The sequence below is a fragment of the Achromobacter sp. EG18 genome, assembly GCF_059759395.1.
Genome location: NZ_CM186213.1, coordinates 4909944 through 4935772, shown reverse-complemented (window position 1 = coordinate 4935772; position 25829 = coordinate 4909944). Strand labels below are relative to the sequence as shown.

At 68.8% G+C, this 25829-nt stretch carries 21 protein-coding genes; 14 read left to right on the top strand and 7 right to left on the bottom strand.

Annotated elements, in window-relative coordinates; all coding sequences use genetic code 11:
- Positions 1–8: 8 nt before the first annotated feature.
- A complete protein-coding gene (gene metH, locus AC6CR5_RS22725; RefSeq protein WP_498084977.1) occupies positions 9–3782 on the bottom strand; it encodes a methionine synthase in 3774 nt (1257 codons plus the stop codon).
- Between the two features lie 447 nt (positions 3783–4229).
- On the opposite strand from metH, the gene AC6CR5_RS22720 reads away from it, so the two are divergent.
- The 6 genes from AC6CR5_RS22720 (at position 4230) to AC6CR5_RS22695 (ending at position 11389) form a co-directional block, all read left to right on the top strand.
- Complete coding sequence (locus AC6CR5_RS22720; protein ID WP_269877956.1) at positions 4230–6275, top strand: TonB-dependent receptor; 2046 nt, start codon at positions 4230–4232, stop codon at positions 6273–6275.
- A gap of 54 nt (positions 6276–6329) precedes the next feature.
- Positions 6330–7238 (top strand): cobalamin-binding protein, encoded by a 909-nt coding sequence (locus AC6CR5_RS22715; RefSeq protein WP_200220792.1) that lies wholly within the window; start codon positions 6330–6332, stop codon positions 7236–7238.
- A 247-nt stretch (positions 7239–7485) separates the two neighbouring features.
- Positions 7486–8295, top strand: coding sequence for a thiazole synthase (locus AC6CR5_RS22710; protein ID WP_020925370.1), 810 nt, complete (start codon positions 7486–7488; stop codon positions 8293–8295).
- A complete protein-coding gene (gene thiD / locus AC6CR5_RS22705; protein WP_020925371.1) occupies positions 8292–9134 on the top strand; it encodes a bifunctional hydroxymethylpyrimidine kinase/phosphomethylpyrimidine kinase in 843 nt (280 codons plus the stop codon). Before AC6CR5_RS22710 ends, thiD begins: the two co-directional genes overlap by 4 nt.
- A 141-nt stretch (positions 9135–9275) precedes the next feature.
- The gene (locus AC6CR5_RS22700) at positions 9276–9956 is read left to right on the top strand and encodes a protein-L-isoaspartate O-methyltransferase family protein (protein ID WP_026383599.1); all 681 of its coding nucleotides are present in this window, start codon (positions 9276–9278) and stop codon (positions 9954–9956) included.
- A gap of 101 nt (positions 9957–10057) precedes the next feature.
- Positions 10058–11389 (top strand): TolC family outer membrane protein, encoded by a 1332-nt coding sequence (locus tag AC6CR5_RS22695; RefSeq protein WP_020925373.1) that lies wholly within the window; start codon positions 10058–10060, stop codon positions 11387–11389.
- A 15-nt stretch (positions 11390–11404) separates the two neighbouring features.
- Here the strand turns inward: AC6CR5_RS22695 and AC6CR5_RS22690 are convergent, their stop codons facing one another.
- The 6 genes from AC6CR5_RS22690 to ubiE form a co-directional block, all read right to left on the bottom strand.
- Positions 11405–11893 carry an adenylyltransferase/cytidyltransferase family protein gene (locus AC6CR5_RS22690; protein ID WP_020925374.1) on the bottom strand — a complete coding sequence of 163 codons (489 nt, stop codon included), beginning with the start codon at positions 11891–11893 and terminating at the stop codon, positions 11405–11407.
- Positions 11894–11982: 89 nt separating this feature from the next.
- Positions 11983–12861: a ferritin family protein gene (locus tag AC6CR5_RS22685; protein WP_006386867.1), complete on the bottom strand. Its 879-nt coding sequence runs from the start codon at positions 12859–12861 to the stop codon at positions 11983–11985.
- Positions 12862–13042: 181 nt separating this feature from the next.
- Positions 13043–14596 (bottom strand): ubiquinone biosynthesis regulatory protein kinase UbiB, encoded by a 1554-nt coding sequence (gene ubiB / locus AC6CR5_RS22680; RefSeq protein WP_498084976.1) that lies wholly within the window; start codon positions 14594–14596, stop codon positions 13043–13045.
- A 3-nt stretch (positions 14597–14599) separates the two neighbouring features.
- On the bottom strand, positions 14600–15238 hold the full coding sequence (locus AC6CR5_RS22675; protein WP_026383598.1) for a ubiquinone biosynthesis accessory factor UbiJ: 639 nt from the start codon (positions 15236–15238) through the stop codon (positions 14600–14602).
- 195 nt (positions 15239–15433) lie between these two features.
- Entirely contained in the window at positions 15434–16432 is a 999-nt protein-coding gene (locus AC6CR5_RS22670; RefSeq protein WP_020925378.1) for a Tim44 domain-containing protein, read from the bottom strand.
- Positions 16433–16608: 176 nt separating this feature from the next.
- Positions 16609–17385, bottom strand: coding sequence for a bifunctional demethylmenaquinone methyltransferase/2-methoxy-6-polyprenyl-1,4-benzoquinol methylase UbiE (gene ubiE, locus AC6CR5_RS22665; protein WP_107316722.1), 777 nt, complete (start codon positions 17383–17385; stop codon positions 16609–16611).
- Positions 17386–17546: 161 nt separating this feature from the next.
- Between ubiE and phoB the strand changes: the two genes are divergently transcribed.
- The 8 genes from phoB (at position 17547) to AC6CR5_RS22625 (ending at position 25723) form a co-directional block, all read left to right on the top strand.
- Positions 17547–18245, top strand: coding sequence for a phosphate regulon transcriptional regulator PhoB (gene phoB, locus AC6CR5_RS22660; protein ID WP_006386862.1), 699 nt, complete (start codon positions 17547–17549; stop codon positions 18243–18245).
- Positions 18246–18257: 12 nt separating this feature from the next.
- Positions 18258–19565, top strand: a complete 1308-nt coding sequence (gene phoR / locus AC6CR5_RS22655; protein ID WP_498084975.1) for a phosphate regulon sensor histidine kinase PhoR — start codon at positions 18258–18260, stop codon at positions 19563–19565.
- Between the two features lie 64 nt (positions 19566–19629).
- Positions 19630–20316, top strand: coding sequence for a heavy metal response regulator transcription factor (locus AC6CR5_RS22650; protein ID WP_006386860.1), 687 nt, complete (start codon positions 19630–19632; stop codon positions 20314–20316).
- The gene (locus AC6CR5_RS22645; protein WP_020925379.1) at positions 20313–21713 is read left to right on the top strand and encodes a heavy metal sensor histidine kinase; all 1401 of its coding nucleotides are present in this window, start codon (positions 20313–20315) and stop codon (positions 21711–21713) included. The genes AC6CR5_RS22650 and AC6CR5_RS22645 overlap by 4 nt, the downstream gene beginning before the upstream one ends.
- Positions 21714–21787: 74 nt before the next feature.
- On the top strand, positions 21788–22282 hold the full coding sequence (locus tag AC6CR5_RS22640; RefSeq protein ID WP_020925380.1) for a cupredoxin domain-containing protein: 495 nt from the start codon (positions 21788–21790) through the stop codon (positions 22280–22282).
- 18 nt (positions 22283–22300) lie between these two features.
- Complete coding sequence (locus tag AC6CR5_RS22635) at positions 22301–24139, top strand: copper resistance system multicopper oxidase (protein WP_498084974.1); 1839 nt, start codon at positions 22301–22303, stop codon at positions 24137–24139.
- A gap of 264 nt (positions 24140–24403) precedes the next feature.
- A complete protein-coding gene (locus tag AC6CR5_RS22630) occupies positions 24404–25228 on the top strand; it encodes a copper resistance protein B (RefSeq protein WP_422841693.1) in 825 nt (274 codons plus the stop codon).
- 18 nt (positions 25229–25246) lie between these two features.
- Positions 25247–25723, top strand: coding sequence for a DUF411 domain-containing protein (locus AC6CR5_RS22625; protein WP_498084973.1), 477 nt, complete (start codon positions 25247–25249; stop codon positions 25721–25723).
- Positions 25724–25829 lie beyond the last annotated feature (106 nt).

Genomic DNA, 25829 nt, shown 5'->3' with positions numbered 1-25829 from the left:
AACCCGCCTCAGCCCAGGTTCGGCGCCAGCGTGCGCTTCAGATCCTCGATGCTGCGGCCGCTGCGCGCGGCGTAGTCCTGCAACTGGTCTTCGCCGATGATGCCGACGTTGAAGTACTGCGACTGCGGATGGCTGAAGTAGAAGCCCGACACGCTCGAGGCCGGGAACATGGCGTAGCTGTCGGTCAGCATCATGCCGATGTCGGCGCCGTCCAGCACGCGGAACATGTCGGTCTTGACCACGTGTTCCGGGCAGGCCGGATAGCCCGGCGCCGGGCGGATGCCGACGTACTTCTCGGCGATCATGTCGTCGTTGGACAGCGCCTCGTCCGGCGCGTAGCCCCACAGGTCCTGGCGCACGCGGGCGTGCAGGCATTCGGCGAAGGCCTCGGCCAGGCGGTCGGCCAGCGACTTGAGCATGATGCCGGAATAGTCGTCCAGCGCCTTCTCGAACTCGGCTTCCTTTTTCTCGATGCCGATGCCGGCCGTCACCGCGAACATGCCGATGTAGTCGAGCTTGCCGCTGGATTTGGGCGCGATGAAGTCCGACAGCGACTTGTTGCTGACGCCCTCGCGCTTGGCGCCCTGCTGGCGCAGGTTGCGGTAGGTGAACAGCACCTCGCTGCGGCTCTCGTCCTTGTAGACCTCGATGTCCTCGTCGTTGACGCTGTTGGCCGGGTAGAAACCGACCACGCCGTTCGCGGTCAGCCAGCGGCCCTCGACGATGCGCTTCATCATGGCCTGGCCGTCAGCGTAGACCTTGCGCGCCTGTTCGCCCACCACCTTGTCCTCCAGGATGGCCGGATACGGGCCGAACAGGCTCCAGGTCTGGAAGAACGGGCCCCAGTCCACGTACTTCGCGATCTCGGCCAGGTCGTAGCTCTTGAAGGTGCGGCGGCCGATGAACTTGGGGCGCGGCGGCGTGTAGCTGTCCCAGTCGATCCGCGGGCGCGAGGCCCGCGCCTCGGCCAGCGGCAGGATCGGCGTGGCCTTGCGGTTGGCGTGGCGGCGGCGCACGTCCTCGTATTCCTCGGCCAGCTCCGCCAGGTAGGCGTCCGCCTGGTCGGACATCAGGCTGGTGGCCACGCCCACCGAACGGCTGGCGTCCGGCACGTAGATCACCGGGCCTTCGTAGTTGGGCGCGATCTTCACGGCCGTGTGCACGCGGCTGGTGGTGGCGCCGCCGATCATCAGCGGCACCTTGCGGCTGCGGAAATACTCGTCGCGCTGCATTTCCGAGGCGACGTAGGCCATCTCTTCCAGGCTGGGCGTGATCAGGCCGGACAGGCCGACGATGTCGGCGTTCTCTTCCTTGGCTTTCTCCAGGATCTGGGCGCAGGGCACCATCACGCCCATGTTCACCACTTCGAAGTTGTTGCACTGCAGGACCACCGACACGATGTTCTTGCCGATGTCGTGCACGTCGCCCTTGACGGTGGCGATGACGATCTTGCCCTTGGCGCGCACGTCGCCGCCGGCGGCCGCGATCTGGCGCTTTTCCTCTTCGATGAAGGGGATCAGGTGGGCCACGGCCTGCTTCATCACGCGCGCCGACTTCACCACCTGCGGCAGGAACATCTTGCCGGCGCCGAACAGGTCGCCGACCACGTTCATGCCGTCCATCAGCGGGCCTTCGATCACCTCGATCGGGCGGCCGCCGCGCGCGGCGATCTTCTGGCGCACCTCTTCGGTGTCCTCGACGATGAAGGCGGTGATACCGTGCACCAGCGCGTGCGACAGGCGCGCCTCGACTTCGGCATTGCGCCAGGCCAGGTCTTCTTCCTTCTTGGCGCCCGAGCCCTTCACCGTGTCGGCGAACTGCACCAGGCGCTCGGTCGGCGTGCGTTCGTCGGACGGGTCGGTCTTGCCGACCGGCTCGGCGCGGTCCAGCACCACGTCCTCGACCAGGTCGCGCAGCTTGGGATCGAGGTCCGCATACACGCCCAACTGGCCGGCGTTGACGATGCCCATCGTCATGCCTTCCTTGACCGCGTAATACAGGAACACGGTGTGGATGGCCTCGCGCATCGGCTCGTTGCCGCGGAACGAGAAGCTCACGTTCGACACCCCGCCCGAAATGCGGGCGTGCGGCAGGTTCTCGCGGATCCAGCGCGTGCCTTCGATGAAATCGACGGCATAGTGGTTGTGCTCGTCGATGCCGGTGGCGACCGCGAACACGTTGGGATCGAAAATGATGTCTTCCGGCGGGAAGCCCTCTTCCTCGACCAGGATCTTGTAGGCGCGGCCGCAGATTTCCTTGCGGCGCTCCAGCGTGTCGGCCTGGCCCTGCTCGTCGAACGCCATCACCACCACCGCCGCGCCGTAGCGGCGGCACAGGCGGGCGTGGTGGCGGAACGGCTCCAGGCCTTCCTTCATGGAGATCGAGTTGACCACCGGCTTACCCTGCACGCACTTCAGGCCGGTCTCGATCACGTCCCACTTGGAGCTGTCGATCATCACCGGCACGCGCGCGATGTCGGGCTCGGAGGCGATCAGGTTCAGGAAGCGGTGCATGCACGCCACCGAATCCAGCATGGCCTCGTCCATGTTGATGTCGATGATCTGCGCGCCGTTCTCGACCTGCTGGCGGGCCACCGCCAGCGCCTCGTCGTATTTCTCTTCGCGGATCAGGCGCGCGAACATCTTGCTGCCGGTGACGTTGGTGCGTTCGCCCACGTTCACGAACAGCGTGTCCTCGTCGATGTTGAGCGGCTCCAGGCCCGACAGGCGGGTCTTGACCGGGATCTCCGGCACCACCCGCGGCGTCAGCGCCGCGACCTTGTCGGCAATCGCGCGGATGTGGTCGGGCGTGGTGCCGCAGCAGCCACCGGACATGTTCACCAGCCCGGCGCGGGCGAATTCCTCCAGCAGCGCGGAAGTATCGGCCGGGGTCTCGTCGAAGCCGGTCTCGGCCATCGGGTTGGGCAGGCCGGCGTTGGGGTAGACGCAAACGTAGGTGTCGCAGATCTTGGACAGCTCGGCCACGTACGGGCGCATCAGCGCCGCGCCCAGCGCGCAGTTCAGGCCGATGGTGACCGGTCGCGCATGGCGCACCGAGTTCCAGAAGGCCTCCACGGTCTGGCCCGACAGGATGCGGCCGGAGGCGTCGGTGACGGTGCCCGAGATCATCACCGGCAGGCGGATGCCGCGCTGCTCGAACACTTCCTCGGTGGCGAAGATCGCCGCCTTGGCGTTGAGCGTGTCGAAGATGGTTTCGATCAGGACGATGTCGATGCCGCCATCGAGCAGGCCGTTGAGCTGTTCAACGTAGGCCACGCGCAGCTCGTCGAAGGTGACGTTGCGCGCGCCCGGGTCGTTCACGTCGGGCGAGATCGACGCCGTCTTGGGCTGCGGGCCGAGCGCGCCGGCCACGAAGCGCGGCTTGTCCGGCGTGCTGTACTGGTCACAGGCCTGGCGCGCCAGTTGCGCGGACACCAGGTTCAGTTCGTAGGCCAGTTCCGGCAGGTCGTAGTCGCCCTGCGCGATCGAGGTGGCGCCGAAGGTGTTGGTCTCGATGACGTCGGCGCCGGCTTCCAGGTACTGGCGGTGGATCTCCGAGATCACGTCCGGCCGCACCAGCGACAGCAGTTCGTTGTCGCCCTTGAGGTCCTTGCCATGGCCGGCGAAGCGCTCGCCGCGGAAATCGGCCTCGCCCAGCTTGTAGCGCTGGATCATCGTGCCCATGGCGCCGTCCAGGATCAGGATGCGCTGGCCCAGCAGGCGGGCGAAATCGCCGCCGCGGGTGAAGCTCTCGGGCGGGTAAGGCAGGCGGGGATACGACACGTTCAGGTCCGAAAGGAGGGTTGGGCAACGAAAGCGGCCGCGCAAATGTCGCGAAAAAGCGATAAAGGCCGAAAAATCAACCCCTGATCGTAACAAAACAGGCCCTGTTTCGCCCTCCGGTGATACAGTTTCGGCCCCGAACCGGTGCTTTCGGCGCACAGGGACAGGCAAGAACGCAACACTTGCCGGTCCGCGCGCGAAAGGTAAACGGGAAACAGGAAGACATCCGCCCCGCCGCCCACAAGGCCGGCCGGCCCGGACATCCAGCCTGTGCTGCCCCCGCAACGGTCCCCATGCGCGCGATGCGCCCATGGCAGCCCGATACCGGCCTGTTCGATCGCCAGGACGCCCGTCCGGCGCCGGCTCCCCAGGGATCGCGGCGTGGCCCGGGTTTCCTCCCCATCGTGATTGACCTGCGGGGTCGCGGGTCGCATCGAGGTCTTGTAGATGAAATCCCGCTCCATCCGGCGCTACGCCGGCGCCCTGCTCTGCTCCGCCCCGGCCCTGTCGGCCGCCCAGCAAGCCGCCACCCCCGCTCCCGAACTCGACACCGTCACCGTCACCGCCCAGCGCGTGCCCAGCGACGGCCGCACCTTGCCAGTGTCGATCTCCGTCATCACCGCGGAAGACATCGCCGCCAGCAGCGCCCGCACCATGCAGGACCTGCTGTCGACGCAGGCCGGCATCCACCTTGTCAACACCACCAGCGCCAGCGACAACGCCATCGTCGACCTGCGCGGCTTCGGCATCACCGGCGCCAGCAACACGCTGATCATGATCGACGGCGTCAAGCAGAACACCAACGATCTGTCCGCCCCCAGCCTGGGCGTGGTGCCGCTGGACCAGGTCGAACGCGTCGAGATCGTGCGCGGCAGCGGCTCGGTGCAATACGGCGGCGGCACCACCGGCGGCGTGATCAACATCATCACCCGCAAGGACTTCGCCAAGGAGCCGGTCACTGCCCGCGCCACCGCCACCTTCGGCAGCTACGGCCTGCGCCAGTACGACGCCGCCGTGGCCCTGAACAACCAGAAGGTGGGCGTGGACGCCTACATGCAGTCGCTGCACAGCGACGGCTACCGCGAGCATAGCGGCGAGCGCCGCGAGGGCGGCGGCGGCGGCATCACCTTCCGCCACGACAACGGCTCGATCCGCCTGTATGGCAACACCACCACGCAGAAGCTGGACCTGCCGGGCCCGCGCCTGATCAACCCGACCACGGGCGAGAACCAGTTCGAAAGCGACCCGCGCGGCGCCAAGAACAAGGTCGACTTCGTCAAGACCACCACCACCACCTTCGGCCTGCAGGTCGAACAACAGCTGGGCGTGGGCACCCTGTACGCCGACGCCTCGGCCCGCGAGAAGAAGCTCAACGGCCTGTCGTACGACGGTTTCGGCGACACGCTGCGCCAGCAGAAGCTGGAAGAGAACCTGGCCAGCCTGCGGTACCGCCTGCCGATCAACGGCGGCCACAGCGTGGTGTTCGGCGCCGACGCGCAGGAAGCCAAGACCTCCGCCGACCAGAACGCCTATTACGACTTCGCCCCCTCCAAGTGGCAGTCGCGCCAGCACCAGTACGGCCTGTTCGCCGAAGGCCAGATCCGCGCCACCGACAGCACCTACGTCACCCTGGGCGCGCGCCGCCAGTACGCCTCCGACAAGCTGGAAGTGATTTCCGGCTCGGGCGAGGAATCCGACAAGGGCCACCACCTGACCGCCTGGCAGCTCGGCGTGCGCCAGGACCTGCCCGCCGGCTTCGGCCTGTACGGCAAGGTCGGCCGCAGCTTCCGCCTGCCCAATGCCGACGAAGCCCTCTCGGTGCAATCGCCGCTGGCGCCGCAGACGTCCACCGACAAGGAACTGGGCGTGACCTGGGCCTCGGACACCACCAGCGCGCGCCTGTCGTGGTTCCGCTATGACCTGACCAACGAGATCCAGTACAACCCGCTGGCCGACGGCATGTGGGGCCCGGGCACCGGCGCCAACACCAACCTGGATCCGACCCGTCGCCAGGGCGTCGAACTGGAAGGCCACCACAAGCTGACCAGCAGCCTGACGCTGGACGCCAACCTGACCTGGATGGAAGCGCAATTCCGCTCGGGCACCTACGGCGGCGTCGACCTGGCGGGCAAGACCGTGCCGCTGGCGCCCAAGTGGCTTGCCAACGCCGGCGTAACCTGGCGCCCCACCGACGCGTTCCTGTGGAACGTGACGGCGCAGTACGTGGGCAAGTCGCGCATGGACAACGACCAGGCCAACCAGTTCGACACGCAACTGGATGCCTACGTGCTCTTCAATACCAAGGTGGCCTACAAGTTCACCCGCAACATCGAAGGCGCGTTCGGCATCAACAACCTGCTGGACCGCAAGTACGCCACCTACGGCATCCGCGGCGGCGACGCCTCGTTCCAGATGCTGGGACCGGTTGCCAACTACAACCTGTACCCCGCGCCCGGCCGCAACTTCTACGCCTCCCTCACGGTGCGCTACTAAGCGGCGATCCGATATAGTCGGCGTTCCTCCACGCCGACTGTATCGATCCCTCGCATGACCTTCGTCCGCGCCCTTCCGTTCGCCGTCCTCGGGCTGCTGTGCGCCCCCGGTCCGGCGACGGCCGACACCTCTGCCGGCCCCACTGCGGCGATCCACGCGCGCGACGATCGCGGCCGCGACCTGACCCTGGCGGCCCCGGCGCGGCGTGCGATCACCCTCGCGCCGCATGCCACCGAGCTGGTCTACGCGGCCGGCGCCGGCGCCTACCTGGTTGCCACGATCCGCGGCAGCGACTATCCGCCCGCGGCCCGCGCCCTGCCGGTCATCGGCGACGGCACCCAGCCCGATCCCGAGCGCGTGGCCGCCGCCCGCCCCGACCTGGTCATCGCCTGGCAACCATCGGCCGCCGCGCCGCTGGCGCGCGTGATGGACAAGCTGGGCGTGCCGCTCTACTACAGCGACCCGCAGACGCTGGCGGCCATCCCCGACGCGGTCGAACGCCTGGGCGTGCTGTTCGGCACCGGGGCCCAGGCGGCGCCCGCTGCACAGGCCCTGCGCGCGCGACTCGACGCGCTGGCCGCGCGCTACGCCGGCCGCGCGCCGGTGCGCGTCTTCGTGCAGGCGGGCCTGGACCCGATCTACACCCTGAACCACGCCAGCATCGTCAGCGACGCGCTGCGGCTGTGCGGCGGCGTCAATGTCTTCGAACAGGCGCCGGTCGTGGCCCCGCAGGTCGGCCTGGAAAGCGTGCTGGCGGCGCGTCCCGACGCGGTGCTGGCCGGCGTCTCCGCGCCCGCCGACACCGCCCGCAACCTGGCGGCCTGGCGCGCCATGGGCCTGCCGGCGGCACTGGCCGGCCACGTCTACGGCATCGACGCCGACGCGCTGTACCGGCCCGGCCCGCGCCTGATCGACGCGGCCGAGCAGTTGTGCGCGGACCTGGACGGCCTGCGGGCGCGCTAGGGCCGGTGGCTCGAAAGCCCCCGCCCGGCGCGGGGCCGGCGGCATACCCCTATCCGCGACCCGGTCATTCGCGCCCGCCCGTCGTGCGCGGGAAGCGCGATTTGTGGAACGCGCCAGCGTGGCCTTGGTCGCAGCCGCGCCGCGCCGTGCTTTATGATTCGCCTAACCGTGATCAACCCGTTGATCCCCGATGATCAGCCAGCCTCCGCGGGTCCCGCTGCGCGCGCCCGCTCTTTGAAGCACCGCCATGACCACTCAAGACACTCTCACCATCGCCGGCCGCGCCTATTCGTCGCGCCTGCTCGTCGGCACCGGCAAGTACAAGGATTTCGAACAGACCCGCGCGGCGCTGGACGCCAGCGGCACCGAGATCGTCACGGTCGCCATCCGCCGCACCAACATCGGCCAGAACCCGGGCGAGCCCAACCTGCTCGACTACGTGCCGATGTCCAGGTTCACGCTGCTGCCCAACACCGCCGGCTGCTACTCGGCCGACGACGCCGTGCGCACGCTGCGCCTGGCGCGCGAACTGCTGGACGGCCACGCCCTGGTCAAGCTGGAAGTGCTGGGCGACCCGCACACGCTGTTCCCCAACATGCCCGAGACCCTGAAGGCCACCAAGACCCTGGTCGACGAAGGCTTCCAGGTCATGGTCTATTGCACCGACGATCCCATCCAGTGCCGCATGCTCGAAGACATGGGCGCCGTGGCCGTGATGCCGCTGGCCTCGCTGATCGGCTCCGGCATGGGCATCCTGAATCCCTGGAACCTGCGCCTGATCATCGACCAGGCGCGCGTGCCGGTGGTGGTGGACGCCGGCGTGGGCACCGCCTCGGACGCCGCCATCGCCATGGAACTGGGTTGCGACGCCGTGCTGATGAACACCGCCATCGCCGCCGCGCGCGACCCGGTGCTGATGGCCAGCGCCATGAAGAAGGGCGTCGAGTCCGGCCGCGAGGCCTTCCTGGCCGGCCGCATGCCGAAAAAGCTCTACAGTGGCGCGCCCAGCTCGCCCACCGAGGGCCTGATCACCGCCGCGCCCGGCGCCGCCAAATGAGCAGCCGCCAGCCGGCCGCCAACGGCCGCCCGATCCCCAACGCGCTGACCATCGCCGGCGTCGACCCGTCCGGCGGCGCCGGCATCCTGGCCGACGTCAAGGCCATGAGCGCCCTGGGCGCCTATGGCTGCGCCGTCATCGCCGCGCTCACCGCGCAGAACACCCAGGGCGTCAGCGGCATCTCGCCGGTGCCGCCGGCCTTCGTCGGCCAGCAGATCGACACCCTGTTCGCCGACGTGCGCATCGACGCGGTCAAGATCGGCATGCTGGGCCAGCAGCCGGTGATCCAGGTGGTGGCCGAGAAGCTGGCCAAGTGGACCCCGGCGCATGTGGTGCTGGACCCGGTCATGGTGGCCAAGAGCGGCGACCTGCTGCTGGAACGCGACGCCGTCGGCGCCATGCGCGAAGCGCTGCTGCCGCAGGCCACGCTGCTCACCCCCAACCTGCCCGAGGCCGGCGTGCTGCTGGAAGAGCGCCCGGTGGAAACGGTCAAGGAAATGCGGCGGGTGGCCGAACGCCTGCGCAACAAGCTGGCGCATTCGGGCCAGCGCTGGGTCATGGTCAAGGGCGGCCACCTGCCCGGCAACGACACCATCGACCTGCTGCACGACGGCGACCGCATGATCGAGCTGCCCGGCCACCGCATCGAGACCGCCAACACCCATGGCACCGGCTGCACCCTGTCGGCCGCCCTGGCCGCGCTGCTGCCCCAGGTCGAGGACGTGCCCGAGGCCGCGCGCCGCGCCAAGGCCTACCTGACCGAAGCCATCCGCCACGCCGAGCGCCTGTCGGTCGGTTCCGGCCATGGCCCGGTGCACCACTTCCACGCCTGGTGGTGATACCGGCCGTCATTGCGTCCGAAAGCGCCGCCCCGGCTGACGGTTTCCCCGGTCTGTAACCAGGCCGCGGCCCCGGCGGCGTCACAGGACGCTACGAATCGGTACAATGGTCAGTTGATTCCTCTGTTTTTTCTGACCGTCATGAACGCTTCGACCCTGCCCGACGTAGAACAAGCCCGCTTCAACATGGTGGAACAGCAGATCCGCCCCTGGGAAGTCCTGGACGCCAACGTGCTGCAGGCGCTGTTCGATGTGCGCCGCGAACAGTTCGTTCCGCCGGCCCTGCGCGCCCTGGCGTTTTCCGACCTGGAACTGCCGCTGGAAATCAACGCGGTCAACACCCGCCAGACCATGCTCGCCCCCAAGGTCGAAGCCCGCCTGGCCCAGGAACTGCAACTGAGCAAATCCGACTGCGTGCTGGAAATCGGCACCGGCTCCGGCTACCAGGCCGCGCTGCTGGGCTACCTGGCGCAGCAGGTCACCTCGGTCGAGATCGACAGCCGCCTGGTCACGTTCGCGCAGCAGAACCTGCAGATGAACAACGTCACCAACGTCAAGGTCGAAACCGGCGACGGCCGCAACGGCTGGGGTTCCACCGAATACGACGCGATCCTGGTGACGGGTTCCGTGCCGGTCGTGCCGGACGCGCTCAAGTACCAGCTGCGCGTCGGCGGCCGCCTGGTCGTCGTCGTCGGCCAGGCCCCCGTCATGACGGCCTGTCGCATCACCCGCACCACCGCCGCCAGCTTCGAGACCGTCAATCTGTTCGAAACGGTCATCAAGCCCCTGCGCGGCGCCACGGTGTCGCAGTTCAAGTTCTGAGTTCCCAGGCGGGGCCGTTCGGCCCCGCCACGTCGGCCCGCCCGGCTACACGGGCCCCCGCCCTGGATTCCCTGGAGCAGCACCCCTCCCCCTGACAGATCATGCGCGTCCGACTGCTTACGGCTTTACTGGTTTTTACCTCCGCCGCAAGTGTCGGCCCGTCTGTCGCGTGCGCGCAGAACCTGCTGCAGGTATGGCAATCCGCCCTGGGCAATGACCCGATCTACGCCGCGGCGCGCGCCAGCTACCGCGCCGGCCTCGAAAAAGAGCCGCAGGCGCGCGCCCTGCTGCTGCCCGAGGTCTCGGCCGGCGTCGGCGGCGCCTACCAGGAAACCCGCAGCACCCGCGGCCTGAGCATGGCCTATAGCGGCGGCCGCGGCGTCTGGGACCTGGCGCTGACCCAGCCGCTGTTCGACTGGGGCCGCTGGCAGAACTACGAACAGTCCAAGCTCATCGTCGCCGATGTCGAGGTGCAATTGCAGCAGGCCTACCAGGACCTGCTGCTGCGCGTGGCCGACGCCTATTTCAACGTGCTGTACGCGCAGGACGCCCTGACCGCGACCGAGGCCGAGAAAGCCGCCGTGGCCGGCCAACTGGAGTCGGCCAAGCGCAATTTCGAGCTGGGCAACGCCACCATCACCGACACCTACGAAGCGCAGGCGCGCTACGACCTGGTGGTGGCGCAGGAACTGCGCCTGCAGAACGACCTGGACGTGCGCCGCGAGGAACTGGCCAGGATCATCGGCACGGCCCCCGGCGCGCTGGCCGAACTGCCGCCCGGGGTGCAACTGCCCGCGCCGCAGCCGGCTCGCGTGGCGGACTGGAGCAACCAGGCTGAATCCTCCAGCCTGGAGGTGCTGCGGGCGCAACTGCTGACCCGCATCGCCGGACGCGAAATCCAGATCGCCAGGAGCGGCCACTACCCCACCCTGAACCTGCGCGCCACCAGCGGCAGCGCCAGCGATGCGGTGATGCGCAACGCAGCGCCGGGCAAGCCGATCGACAGCACCATCGGCGTGGTGCTGTCGATTCCGCTGTATTCGGGGGGTGGCGTGTCCTCGCAGGTCACGGAGAAAGTGCAGCTGGAACAGAAGGCGCGCCACGATTTCGAGGCGGCGCGGCGCCAGGCGGTGCAGGCCGCGCGCCAGTACTACACCGGCGTCACCAGCGGCCTGGCGCGCATCCAGGCGCTGGAGGCGGGCGAAAAGTCCAGCCGCGCCGCGGTCGAGGCCAACCGCACCGGCTACGAGGTAGGCGTGCGCATCAACCTGGACGTGCTCAACGCCCAGCAGCAGCTCTATGCCACCCAGCGCGACCTGGCGCTGGCGCGCTACAGCACGGTGCTGTCGGGACTGCGCCTGAAGGCCACCAGCGGCATTCTGGCCGAGTCCGACCTGGAAGCCATCAACCGATTGCTGCGCGAACCGCGCTGAGCGCGTGGCGCCGCCTCAGGCGCCCTGGATCTTCCTGACCAGCGCCGTGGTGGACCGCTCGAACTCGAACGGAATGGCCACCGCGCGGCCGCCCCAGGACTTGACCAGGGCGGTTTCGGGCAGCTTTTCCATGTCGTAGTCGCCGCCCTTGACGATCAGGTCCGGCTTGAGCTGGCCGATCAGGGCCTCGGGCGTGTCCTCGTGGAACGAGGTCACTACGGTGACGAAGCCCAGCGCCGCCAGCAGCGCGGCGCGGTCTTCCATGCGGTTCAGCGGGCGCTCGGCGCCCTTGCCCAGGCGGCGCACCGATTCATCGGTATTGACCGCCACGACCAGCGTCGCGCCCAGCTGGGCGGCCTGGTCCAGGTAGGTGGCGTGGCCCCGGTGCAGGATGTCGAAGACGCCATTGGTAAACACCAGCGGCCGCGGCAGGCGGCCGGCGGCAACGGCGGCGACGCAGTCGTCGCGGGACAGGACTTTGGATTCGAAACGGGCGGCTGGCATGGCGCGATTGTACGACGGCGGCCGCGGCCGCCGTCATCGGTCATCGAACGCCCCCGGCCGGGGCCGGCGCGCGCCGCCGTGGCGCCCGATCAGGCGCCGGCCAGCACGATTTCCTTTTCCTTGGGCACCACCAGCGCCGTCATTTCCTTGCGGTAGCGGTTCAGGTCCTTGACCGTCTCGAAGCTGCGGTCCATCAGCTTGGACAGGATGTGCAGGATGCGGGTGGCGACCTTCTGCTCCCAGATGCCGTCGAAGCGGATCTGGCTGTCCAGCCAGTGCTCCAGCCAGCCCGGCTCGGGCAGGCGCGACTGCACCGTGTCGTTGGGGAACAGGTCCTTGTTGACGTGCAGGTTGGTCGGGTGCAGCGCCTGCTGGGTGCGGCCGGCCGAGGCCATCAGCACGCCGATCTTGGAGAACGCCAGGCGCGCCTGGACGCTGGTGTCCTCGCCGCGGTTGTGCAGCGCGCGGCGCATGTACTGCAGGTAGGCGCCGGCATGGCGGGCCTCGTCCTGCGCCACGGTCTTGTAGATGGCCTTGATGACCGGCTCGGTGTGCCATTCGGCGGCGCGGCGATACCAGTGGTTCAGGCGCACTTCGCCGCAGAAGTGCAGCATCAGCGTTTCCAGCTCGGGCGCGACGTCGAATTCGAAGCGCACGTTGTGCAGCTCTTCTTCCGTGGGCACCAGATCGGGACGGAAGCGGCGCAGGTATTCGATCAGCACCAGGGAATGCTTCTGTTCTTCGAAGAACCACACCGACATGAAGGCGCAGAAATCGCTGTCGCCGCGATTGTCGCGCAGGAACATCTCGGTGGCCGGCAGCGCGGCCCACTCGGTGATGGCGTTCATCTTGATCGTGTGCGCCTGCTCGTCCGAGAGCTTGCTGCGATCGAAGTCACCCCAGGGAATATCGTGCGCCATGTTCCAGCGCACCGCTTCCATGGTCTTGAAGAGTTCAGGATAAAGCATGTTCTGCCCTTGTTTTCGTCCCGCCAGTGGGGCTATAGAAATTGATGAATGGCGCACGCACTTGCCGGCGTGACGCTGCACAAGTCTGCCCAGCGCTATTTTTCGCCGTCTCCCGCGAAGCTATGATGACCGTTTCATGAATGAAACATGACAGGGGATCGCACTTACACCATCGCGCCGCCTATCGGGTCAATGCCCACAACGCCACCCCGATCCCGAGGGCCAGCACGCCAACCAGCGCCGCGACCAGCCGGTTGTTCTGCTCCTGGGCCCGCCGCAACTGCGCCATCTCGGCCAGTAGGGCCGGCGAGAGATTCGGGCGGTTCAGGTGGTCGTGGACCAGCCTGGGAAGCGCGGGCAGCATCTGCGACCACTGCGCGGCTTCTTTCTCCAGGCTCTGCCGCAAGCCCTTGATTCCGACACGCTGGCGCATCCAGCGTTCCAGGTAGGGCTTGGCGGTCTTCCAGAGATCCAGGTTGGGGTCGAGCTGCCGCCCCAGGCCTTCGACGTTCAGCAACGTCTTCTGCAGCAGCACCAGCTGCGGCTGGATCTCCACATTGAACCGGCGCGAGGTCTGGAACAGGCGCAACAGCACCTGGCCCAGCGAAATCTCGGACAACGGCCGGTCAAAATAGGGTTCGCAGACGGCGCGCACCGCGCCCTCCAGTTCTTCCTCGCGCGTATCGGGCGGCACCCAGCCCGACTCGATGTGCAACTGCGCCACGCGGCGGTAGTCGCGATGGAAGAAGGCCAGGAAGTTCTGCGCCAGGTAGTTCTTGTCGAATTCCGACAGCGAGCCGACGATGCCGAAGTCCAGGGCAATGTAGCTGCCCAGCGTCTCGGGCCGGTCGGACACGTAGATGTTGCCCGGGTGCATGTCGGCATGGAAGAAGCCGTCGGTGAACACCTGGGTGAAGAAGATCTCGACGCCGGTGCGCGCCAGGGTCGGAATGTCGATGCCGGCGGCGCGCATGCGCTCGACCTGGCCCACCGGCACGCCATACATGCGCTGCATGGTGAACACGGTGGACGCGGTGTATTCCCAGATCACCTCGGGCACCATCAGCATGTCGCCGCGGCCGGATTCCGGGCCGAAATTGCGGCGCAACTGGCTGCAGTTGGAGGCCTCGCGCACCAGGTCGAGTTCGTCGTGCAGGTACTTGTCGAACTCGGCCACCACCTCGCGCGGCTTGAGCCGGCGGCCATCGGCGCCCAGGCGCTCGATAATGCGGGCCACGATCTTGAGCAGCGACAGGTCTTTCTCGATGATGCTGAGCATGCCCGGGCGCAGCACCTTGACCGCCACCTCGCGGCCGTCGTGCAGCACCGCGAAGTGCACCTGGGCGATGGAGGCCGACGCCACCGGGTCCACCTCGAACTGCGCGAACAGCTTTTCGGGCGGCGCGCCCAGCGCGGCCTCGATGCAGGCGGCGGCCTGGGCTGACGGGAACGGCGGCACGCGATCCTGCAGCAGGGCCAGCTCGTTGGCGATGTCGGCCGGGATCAGATCGCGGCGGGTCGACAGCACCTGGCCGAACTTCACGAAGATCGGCCCCAGCGATTCCAGCGCCAGGCGCAGCCGCAGGCCGCGCGGCTTGCGCGGCCGGGTGCCCAGGCGGATGACGCGCAGCAGGCAGGTGGCCAGCGGATGGTTCAGGCTGGAGAGCACCAGCTCGTCCAGGCCATAGCGCAGCGAAACCAGGATGATGCGGAACAGGCGCAGCAACGGGAACATGGATCAGGCGCCCCGCTTGGAGGCGGCCGTGGCCAGCCGGTTCTGCAGGGCGGCGGCCGAGCGCGCCAGCGCGTCGGCGCGGGCGTTCAGCTCGGCCAGGTCCAGGCGCCATTGCTCCAGCGCCGGCCGCCCCAGCAACATGCCGTTTTCCTCGGCCAGGTATTCGGACACGTTCTCGGCCAGGCGCTGGCCGGCCTGGCGCGCGCCGCCGGCGGCCGCGCGCAGCCCGCCGGCGATGCGCAGCGCGGGAATGTCGCCCACCAGCCGGGCCAGGCTGTCTTCCGGGTCCCAGCGCAACTGCTTGGACAGGTCCGCCACCACCTGGGCCAGGGCGGCGTCGCCGGAAATGTGCGTGGCTTCGGCGAAATCGGGCGCCGCGCCGCCCGCGCCCAGGCGCGGCAGCGGCAGCTTCTCGGGCGCCACCGTCAGGGTCACGTCGGGCACCACGGCAGCATCGGCCTGGGCCGCCAGCCCCTCGCTGTCGATGGTCAGGCCCAGCGTGAAGCCGCCCAGCGCGAAGCGCACTGTCTTGCCGGCGTGGCGGGCCAGGCGTTCGCGCGCCCAGTCCTCACGCTTCAACAGGGCGTTGAGCGCGCCGACGGCCAGCCGTGCAGGAGTGGGCAGAAACGAAAAGGGCAACATGACGGTCCGCGACCCCGCGCAACGGGGCTGACGAAGTTGATGGGTAAATCGGGAGTGTAACGGGTTGGATGGGGGTGTGTTCCGGACAGTCGGGACGCGGTTTGCGCCCGCGCATGGAAAAACCGGCCCTGAGGGGCCGGTTGTGGCGGACGGCCGCGAGGCCGCCGCGATAGCAGAAGGTTGGCGCCAGCCGGATCAGCTGGCGTATTCCACCGGGATCTGCTGGATGCCGGCCAGCAGCCAGCCGCCGTTGGCGGGCTTGAACAGGTTCCAGACTTCCTCGAAGCGGAAGGCTTCGGCGCCCGGGGTCTCGCGCAGCATGCCCGAGAAGCGCACGCTGGCCAGGTGGCCGTCGGACACCGTTTCGATGCCCAGCAGCTCGGCGTTCAGCAGCACCACTTCGGTCTTGTTGGGCGCGGCGCCGCGCTCGGCCAACTGCGGCTTGAGCTCGGTGATCAGGTCGTCGGTCAGGTAGTCGCGCAGGCGATCGGTGCTGCCGCTGTCCCACACGGCCTGGATGCGCACGAACTGTTCCTTGGCCTGCTTCAGGAAGTTGGGCGTATCGAAGTCGCCGGGCACGAACCAGTTGTTGTCGTCGCCTGCCTTGGGCAGCACCGCGGCCGGCGCCGCGGCGGCAGCGGCCGGGGCCGCAGCCGGGGCGGTCGGCTTCAGCGCTTCACGCCACATGGGCTGTTGCTGCGGCTGGCCGGGCGCGTTGTTGGCGCCACCGAAGGCGCCCTGGGTGGCCGGACGCGGCGCCGCGCCGCGCAGGCGGCGGATGATGAACATCACGGCGAACACGACCAGGGCGATCAGCAGCGCTGACGACAGGAATTCGGCGAAAGCGCCCGACAGGCCCATGCTCGACAGCAGGGCGGCGATGCCCAGGCCGGCGGCGATGCCGGCGATGGGGCCCAGCCAGCGCGATGCGCCGCTCTTGGCGGCGGCGCCCGCGGCACCGGCCGTGGCCGCGCCGGCGGCCGCCGGCGCCGCGGTGGCGCCCGCGGTGTTGCTGGCGGCGGTCGGCGGCGTGGTGGCCTGGCGCTGCTGGGTCACATTGGAGGATTGGCGGCCGACGCTGCTGCCGCCGCCGGCGCGGCGGGCTTCGGCGTCGAACGACGCCGTTACCAGCGCGGCGCCGGAAATGGCGATGAGCGCCGCGGCGACAAACCGCGAGAAACAGAATTTGGTCATGGATGTGCTCCCTCGTACCCGCGCCCCGCTGCCCCCGAGCAGCGGAAGGCCGCACGGATCGTGCGGTCCTTCAGCGCGACTTCCTTACAGTAATCTGAATGACGTAAGAATAACGGACAAGCCGCCGCCCCACAAGTTCCCCGGGGCAACGGCAAGCCGAATCGGACCCAGCGCAATCAGGCCAGGCGCACGCCCTCGTGCAGGGCCGCGATGCCGGCCGTCAGGTTGAAGTACTGCACCCGCTCCAGGCCGGCGGTGCGCAGCATGTCCGCCAGGGTTTCCTGGTCGGGATGCATGCGGATGGATTCGGCCAGGTAGCGGTAGCTGGCCTCGTCCTTGGCCACGGTCTTGCCCAGCCAGGGCAGCACGTTGAAGGAATACCAGTCGTAGGCCGGCGCCAGCGGCTTGGCGATGCGGGAGAACTCCAGCACCAGCAGCTTGCCGCCCGGCTTGAGCACGCGGGTCATCTCGGCCAGGGCGCGATCCTTGTGGGTCATGTTGCGCAGCCCGAAAGCCACGCTGACGCGGTCGAAATAGCCCGTCGGGAACGGCAGGCGCTCGGCGTCACAGACGGCGGTGGGCACCAGCAGGCCGGCGTCGGCCAGGCGGTCGCGGCCGACGCGCAGCATGGAATCGTTGATGTCGGTCAGCCAGACCTCGCCGGTGGGGCCGGCGCGCTTGGCGAAAGCCTTGGCCAGGTCGCCGGTGCCGCCGGCGATGTCCAGCACCTTCATGCCGGGGCGGATGGCGGCGCGGCCGATGGTGAAGGCCTTCCAGACGCGGTGCAGGCCGGCCGACATGAAATCGTTCATGATGTCGTAGCGCTGCGCCACCGAGTGGAAGACTTCGGCGACCTTGCGGGCTTTTTCGCTTTCCGGCACCGATTGGAAGCCGAAATGCGTCGATTGGGACGCGGAATCCGCGGAATGTTGCGATTCGGAGGGGTTTTGCATGGTGAATTCCCGATATATCGTCCAATGGTAGCCTATCGGGGCCCGCCGGATGCCGCCCGCGGGCGCGGGAAGGCGCCGTGCGGTCACATACCTGAAATATTGCGGCCATACTATCGCAATGTTCGCGCCGCGCCGGCGCTCCGAAGCGTGCCCTATCCGCCATGTCCAGCACCATCCTCGTCGTCGAAGACGAACCCGCAATCCAGGAACTGATCGCCGTCAACCTGTCCTTCGCCGGCCACAAGGTGCTGCGCGCCTTCGACGCCGACCAGGCCCAGACCCTGATCCGCGCCGAACTGCCCGACCTGATCCTGCTGGACTGGATGCTGCCCGGCACCTCCGGCCTGGCCATGGCGCGCAAGCTGCGCAACGACGAGCGCACCCGCGCCGTCCCGGTCATCATGCTGACCGCCAAGGGTTCCGAGCAGGACAAGGTCGACGGCCTCGAAGCCGGCGCCGACGACTACATCACCAAGCCCTTCTCGCCCAAGGAGCTGATGGCCCGCATCAAGGCCGTGCTGCGCCGCCGCGCGCCGCAGCTGACCGACGACGTGATCGACGTCGGCGGCCTCAAGCTCGATCCGGTGACGCACCGCCTGTCGGGCAACAGCCAGTCGCTGCAGATCGGCCCCACCGAATTCCGCCTGCTGCATTTCTTCATGACCCATCCGGAACGCGTGTTCTCGCGCTCGCAACTGCTGGACCAGGTCTGGGGCGATCATGTCTTCGTCGAGGAACGCACCGTCGACGTGCATATCCGCCGGCTGCGCAAGGCGCTGGAGCCCAGCGGCCACGACGCCCATGTGGAAACGGTGCGCGGCAGCGGCTACCGGTTTACGGCACAGGTCCCGGCGCGGTAAAACTCCCGCACGATGATCTGGCTGCGCACCCTTATCCTGGTCGCCCTGTGGGCGGCGATCGCGCTATTGGCGCAATGGCTCATTGGAGATCCGGCCGGTTGGGTGCTGTTCAGCGCCGCTCTGGTCGTCATGCTGCTGTGGCGCAGCTGGCGCCTGCACCTGGTGTCGCACTGGGCCAGGCATCCCGACACCTCGCCGCCCGCCTCGGTCGGCCCCTGGGACGATATCCTCGCCCCGTTGTACCGCTACACCCGGGCCCGGGCCCGCGAGCTGGCCGAAACCCGCGACACCATGCAGGGCATGCTGGCGGCGGCTCAGGCCCTGCCCGACGGCGCGGTCACGCTCAATGAAGACTTCCAGATCGACTGGTGCAACCGCATGGCGCGCCAGCACCTGGGCCTGCGCCTGCCGGCCGACCGCGGCCACAACCTGCTGAACCTGCTGCGCGCGCCGGAATTCGTCGAATACGCGCACCGCGCCTCCTGGCCCGATCCCATCCTGGTGCGCCTGGGCCAGAACGGCCAGGAGCGGCTGATGATGATGCAGCTGACGGCCTACGCCAGCAATCAGCGCCTGCTCATCACCCGCGACGTGACCCAGATCGAGCGCCTGGAAACCACGCGCCGCGATTTCGTCGCCAACGTCTCGCACGAACTGCGGACGCCGCTGACGGTGCTGGCCGGTTTCCTGGAAACGCTGCGCGACATGCCCGCCGACGCCCTGCCGCCCGAGCGGCGGGCGCAGTACCTGGACATGATGCACGAGCAGGCCCAGCGCATGCAGGCCATCGTCGAGGACCTGCTGACGCTGTCGACGCTGGAATCGTCGCCGGGCAGCGACCCGCGCGCGGTCAACATGGGCGCGCTGCTGCAAAAGGCGCGCCAGCAGATCGAGGCGCTGTCGGGCGGACGCCATGTGATTGAATGGCACATCGACGAAACCGTCGACGTGCTCGGCGCCGAGACCGAACTGACCTCGGCCCTGTCGAACCTGCTGACCAACGCCGTGCGCTACACGCCCGACGGCGGCACCATCACCGTGCGCTGGGAACGCGAGGCCGACGGCGGCGGGCGCTACAGCGTGCAGGACACCGGCATCGGCATCCCCGCGCGCCACATCCCGCGCCTGACCGAACGCTTCTACCGCGTCGACCGCGGCCGCTCGCGCGCGGTCGGCGGCACCGGCCTGGGCCTGGCCATCACCAAGCACATCGCCATGCGCCACGATGCCGAGCTGCTCATCAGCAGCGAGCCCGGCAAGGGCAGCCTGTTCGCGCTGCGCTTCCCGCCGGATCGCATCGCGGTCGACCCATCCGCCTGACACGCCGGCGCGCCACGCGCATGATCCGCGCCGCAACCGCGGCGCGGATGGTAAATTCCCGGCCATGCGCATCCTGGTCATCGAAGACGAACCCAAGCTGGCCGACTACCTCAAGAAAGGCCTGTCGGAGCAGAGCCATGTCGTCGACCTGGCGCGCGACGGCGTCAACGGCCTGCACCTGGCGCTGGAAGGCGCCTACGACCTGATCGTGCTGGACGTGATGCTGCCCGGCGTGGACGGCTTCGGCATCCTGGCCGCGGTGCGCGCCAACAAGGACACGCCGATCCTGATGCTGACCGCGCGCGACGCCGTCGAGGACCGCGTGCGCGGGCTGGAAGGCGGCGCCGACGATTACCTGATCAAGCCCTTCGCCTTCTCCGAGCTGCTGGCCCGCGTGCAGGCGCTGCTGCGGCGCGGCCGCTCGCAGGAACCCACCGTGTTCCGCCTGGCCGACCTGGAACTGGACCTGGCGCGGCGCAAGGTCGCGCGCGGCGGCCGCCGCCTGGACCTGACCGCCAAGGAATTCAACCTGCTGGCCCTGCTGCTACGGCGCCAGGGCCAGGTGCTGTCGCGCACCACCCTGGCCGAACAGGTCTGGGACATGAATTTCGATAGCGACACCAACGTCATCGACGTGGCCGTGCGGCGCCTGCGCAGCAAGCTGGACGACCCGTTCGAGGCCAAGCTGCTGCACACCGTGCGCGGCATGGGCTACGTGCTCGAATCGCGGCCGGAGCCCGCGCGCGGATGAAGCCGCCGCGCGTGCGCTCGATGCAGGCGCGCCTGACCCTGCTGCTGGGCGCGATCGCGCTGCTGGTTTCCAGCCTGGCCGGCGCCACCCTGTTCTGGGCCCTCAAGCGCGAAGTCGAACGCCAGGAGATCACCGAGGTCAGCGGCAAGCTGGAACTGATCAACCACCTGATCGACATGCAGAACAACGCGCGCGGCCTGCACGACCTGGCCGCCACCTTCGACGACATGCGCGCCGGCCAGAGCCAGCTCGGCATCTGGATCGTCGACGCGCAGGGCCATCCAGTCTATGGCGGCGCCATCCCCGAAACCCTGCAGGTCCTGCCGGACCGGCAGGTGCTGTTGCAGCAGGCCGACGGCAGCCGCCTGCGCGGCCTGCGCGTCGCGGTCGACGACCGCATCCTGCCAGGCGCGCAGTTGACGGTGGCGGTCAGCACCCGCACCAGTTCGCAGTTCCTGTACGCCTACGGCACCGCGCTGGCGCTGATCTGCGCGCTATGGGTGGGCGCCACCGTGGTGCTGGCGGCCTGGGCCGTGCGCCGCAGCATGGCGCCCACGCGGCGGCTGTCGGAACAGGCGGCCCGCATCCAGCCCGACAACCTGGCCGTGCGCCTGCCGCTGCGCGACACCGACCGCGAGCTGCATGAGCTGGTGCTGTCGTTCAACCGCACGCTGGAACGGCTGCAGGCCGCCTACCAGCAGATGGAAGGATTCAACGCCGACGTGGCGCACGAACTGCGCACGCCGCTGGCCACACTGATCAACGGCACCCAGGTGACCCTGTCCAGCGGCCGCGACGCGGCCGAGCTGCGCGACGCGCTCGAATCCAACCTGGAAACGCTGGAAGACCTGAAGACGCTGGTCAACGACATGCTGTTCCTGGCCCGCGCCGACCGCGGCGAGCGCGCCGCCGACCTGGCGCCGGTGTCTCTGGCCGCCGAGGCCCGACGCGTCGCCGACTTCTACGAGGCGGCGCTGGAAGACCGCGGCGTCACGCTGCGCTGCGACGGCGACGCCATCGTCGCCGCCAACCCCGGACTGGTGCGCCGCGCGCTGGCGAACCTGATCTCCAACGCCATCAAGGCCACGCCGCGCGGCGGCGAGATCGTGCTGGCCTGCCAGCCTCGCCCGGCCGGCGCGCGGGTCGAAGTGCGCAACCCCGGCGCGCCGATTCCGGCGGCCGACCTGCCGCGCATCTTCGACCGCTTCTTCCGCTCCGGCCAGGCGCGCGCGCCGCGCAGCGAGGGCCACGGCCTGGGCCTGGCGATCGTGCGCGCCATCGCCCGCATGCATGGCGGCGAGGTCGACGCGGCCTCCGGCGCCGATGGCACGGTGGTCGGCATCACCCTGCGCGGGTCGGGCCCGGACACCGCCGGCGGCCACATTACAAAGAAGTAATCTTCGCGACAGAACCGGGTCACCCCGGTTTTCCTAAAGTGTCTCCCATGGTCAACCCCCATCAAGGGAACAGCATGAAAGGCACTTTGCTCCGCATCACCCAGATCACGGCCCTGGCCGCCCTGCTCGGCACCGGCACCGCCTTCGCCGCCGGCGCCCATGGCGAACACGCCGGCCACGCCATGCCGGCGGCCTCCGCCCCCATCGGCACGCCCGGCGACGCCGCCCGCGTCACCCGCAGCATCGACATCGACATGACCGACGCCATGCGCTTCACGCCGGCGCAGGTGCAGGTCAAGGCCGGCGAGACCGTGCGCTTCAACGTGCGCAACTCGGGCCGCATCCGCCACGAAATGGTGCTGGGCACCGACGCCGACCTGCAGGCCCACTACGCCATGATGATGAAGGACCCCGGCATGCGCCACGAAGAGGCCAACGCGATCTCGCTGGAGGGGGGCAAGAGCGGCCAGATCGTCTGGAAGTTCGACCGCGCCGGCACCGTTTCTTTCGGCTGCCTGGAACCCGGCCACTACACCGCCGGCATGAAGGGCGCGGTGTCGGTGCAATAACGCCGCCGCGGATCCCTCATGAAAACCTTCCCTATTCCCACCCGCCGCCGCTTCGTGCAGGGACTGGCCGCCGGCGGCGCGTTGGCGGCGCTGGGCGGCTGGCGCGCCGCCAGCGCGGGCCCGCGCGCGGCGCAGGCCGCGGCCGCGCCCGCCGAACTGCGCGGCACCGAATTCCACCTGGAGATCGGCGAAACGCCGGTCAACTACACCGGCGCCGCCCGCATCGCCACCACCGTCAATGGCCAGGTGCCGGCCCCGCTGCTGCGCTGGCGCGAGGGCGACACGGTCACGCTGCGCGTGACCAACCGCCTGCGCGAACAGACCTCGATCCACTGGCACGGTATCCTGCTGCCCACGGAAATGGACGGCGTGCCGGGCCTGAGTTTCCCGGGCATCGATCCGGGCCAGACCTTCACCTACCGCTTCGACGTGCGCCAGAGCGGCACCTACTGGTATCACAGCCACTCGGGGTTCCAGGAGCAGACCGGCCTGTACGGCGCCATCGTCATCGACCCGAAGCGGCCCGATCCCATCGCCGCGGACCGTGACTACACCGTGCTGCTGTCGGACTGGACGGACGAAGACCCGATGCGGGTCTTCGACAAGCTCAAGGCCATGCCCGACTACTACAACCGCAACCAGCCCAGCGTCGAGAGCCTGATCCGCGAGGCCGGCGAGAAGGGGTGGCGGGCGGCGCTGTCCGAGCGCCTGATGTGGGAACAGATGCGCATGAACCCGTCCGACCTGGCGGACGTCTCCGGCGCCACGTACACCTTCCTGACCAACGGCGCGACGCCGGCCGGCAACTGGACCGGCCTGTTCAAGCCGGGCGAACGCGTGCGGCTGCGCTTCATCAACGGCTCGGCCATGACGTACTTCGACGTGCGCATCCCCGGCCTGAAGATGACGGTGGTGGCGGCCGACGGCCAGGACGTGCGGCCGGTCGACGTGGAGGAATTCCGCATCGCCGTGGCCGAGACCTACGACGTGATCGTCGAGCCCGCCGAAGACCGCGCCTACACCATCTTCTCGCAGGCCATGGACCGTTCCGGCTACGCCCGCGCCACCCTGGCGCCGCGCCCCGGCATGCAGGCCGAGGTGCCCGCGGTCGACCGGGTGCAGCTGCTCGGCATGATGGACATGGGCATGAAGCACGACATGGGCGGCATGGATCATGGCGCCGCGCCCGCGGCGACCGCCGGCGCAATGGCTGGCATGGACCACGGTGCCGCGGCCGCCGCCCCCGGCGCGATGGCCGGCATGAACCATGGCGCCATGCCCGGCATGGACCACGGCAGCTCCCACGGCGGCGGCGCGGACCAGGGCGGCATCGTCGAGGTCAGGCACCCCTATCCCGAGGAACGCGGCCCCGGCAATTCGATGCTGCCCGACGTGGTCTCCACCCGCCTGGACGACCCCGGCATCGGCCTGCGCGACAACGGCCGCCGCGTGCTGACCTACGCCGACCTGCGCTCGATCCGCGAACCCGACGACAACCGCGCGCCGACCCGCGAGATCGAGCTGCACCTGACCGGCAACATGGAACGCTACATGTGGTCGTTCAACGGCGTGAAGTTCTCCGACGCCAAGCCCATCGTGCTGCGCTACGGCGAGCGCGTGCGCTTCGTGCTGGTCAACGACACCATGATGACCCACCCCATCCACCTGCACGGCCTGTGGAGCGACCTGGAATCGCCCGACGGCGCCTTCCAGGTCCGCAAGCACACCCTGTCGCTCAATCCGGCGCAGCGCCTGAGCTACCGCGTCAGCGCCGATGCCCGCGGCAACTGGGCCTACCACTGCCACCTGCTGTACCACATGGAGGCCGGCATGTTCAGGGCGGTCGTGGTGGAGTAGGCGATGAGAAACCGGAATATGCGCACTTCCTTTCCCCCGTTCCGCCACGCCGCGCTGGCCGCCGCCCTGCTGGCGGCCCTGGCCGGCCAGCCGGCCCTCGGCCAGGCCATGAACGACCACGCCGGCATGGATCATGGCTCGATGCCGGGCATGAACCACGGCGCCGCCAAGCCACAGCCCGCGATGCCGCCCGCCATGGACCATTCCTCCATGCCCGGCATGAACCACGGCAGCGCCAAGCCAAAGCCAGCGATGCCGCCCGCCATGGATCATTCGTCCATGCCCGGCATGGACCACGGCAGCGCCAAGCCAAAGCCAGCGATGCCGCCCGTCATGGATCATTCCTCCATGCCCGGCATTGACCACGGCGCGCCGGCCGTCGGCAGCCTGCCGTCCAGCGACGGCGCCGGCGAGCGTGGCTATGACAGCTACGGCCTGCACCCACACATGATGGACAGGGACGCCTCGTCGCGGCTGCTGTTCGACAAGTTCGGCTGGTCGCGCAACCGCGACGGCCAGAACGCGCTGGAATGGGACGGCCGCTTCTGGTGGGGCACCGCCACCGACCGGCTGGTGATCAAGAGCGAAGGCGAACGCGAAAGCGGCGGCGGTTCCGGCGCCAAGGTCGAGGCCCTCTGGAGTCACGCCATCTCGCCTTTCTGGGACCTGCAACTGGGCGCGCGGCGCGACTTCGGCACCGGTCCCAAGCGCAACTGGGCCGCGCTCGGCCTCGAGGGCGTGCTGCCCTACAACATCGAGTTCGAGACCACCGCCTACGCCGGCCCATCGGGCCGCACCGCGCTGGCCCTGAAGGCCGAGTACGATCTGCTGCTTACCCAGCGTCTGATTTTCACGCCGGAGATCGAGGCCAGCGCCTACGGCCGCAACGACCCGGAGCGCGGCATCGGCTCGGGCCTGTCCGACGCTTCGCTGTCGCTGCGCTTGCGCTACGAAATCACGCGCCAGTTCGCGCCCTACGTCGGGGTATCCTTCGAACGTAAGTTCGGCCGCACCGCGGACTATGCGTCCGCCGCCGGCCAAGGTCGCTCGCAGGCCGCCGTGCTGGCCGGCGTGAGCTTCTGGTTCTGATCTTTCTCGCGGAGACCCATGAAAACACCTCTCATCCCCGCCCGTCGCCTGCTGCTGGCGGCCGCGCTGTCCCTGCCCCTGTACGCCGCGCCGATCCTCGCGCAGGCCCAATCCGCCCCCAAGGTCCAGGTGTGGAAGACGCCCACCTGCGGCTGCTGCGAGGACTGGGTCAAGCACATGCGCGACAACGGCTTCGAGGTCACCACCCACGACGTCCAGGACACCGGCCCGGTGCGCCGCAATGCCGGCATGGCCGACTATGGCTCGTGCCATACGGCCGTGGTGGACGGCTATGCCATCGAAGGCCACGTGCCGGCCAGCGACGTGCGCCGCCTGCTGCTCGAAAAGCCCGATGCCCCCGGCCTTGCCGCGCCTGGCATGCCGCTGGGTTCGCCCGGCATGGACGGCCCCGAATACGGCGGCCGCAAGACGCCACATGATGTCCTGCTGGTGGACAAGCGCGGCGGCGCCAAGGTGTTCCAGGCGTATCGTTAGGAGATGCCCCGGGATGCTCCCGGCCGGGCGCCGCCCGGCCGTTCTGAAACAATTCATCCCCACCCGGGCAATGGGTACCTCTTGCACCGCAGCAAAAATGCGCCAC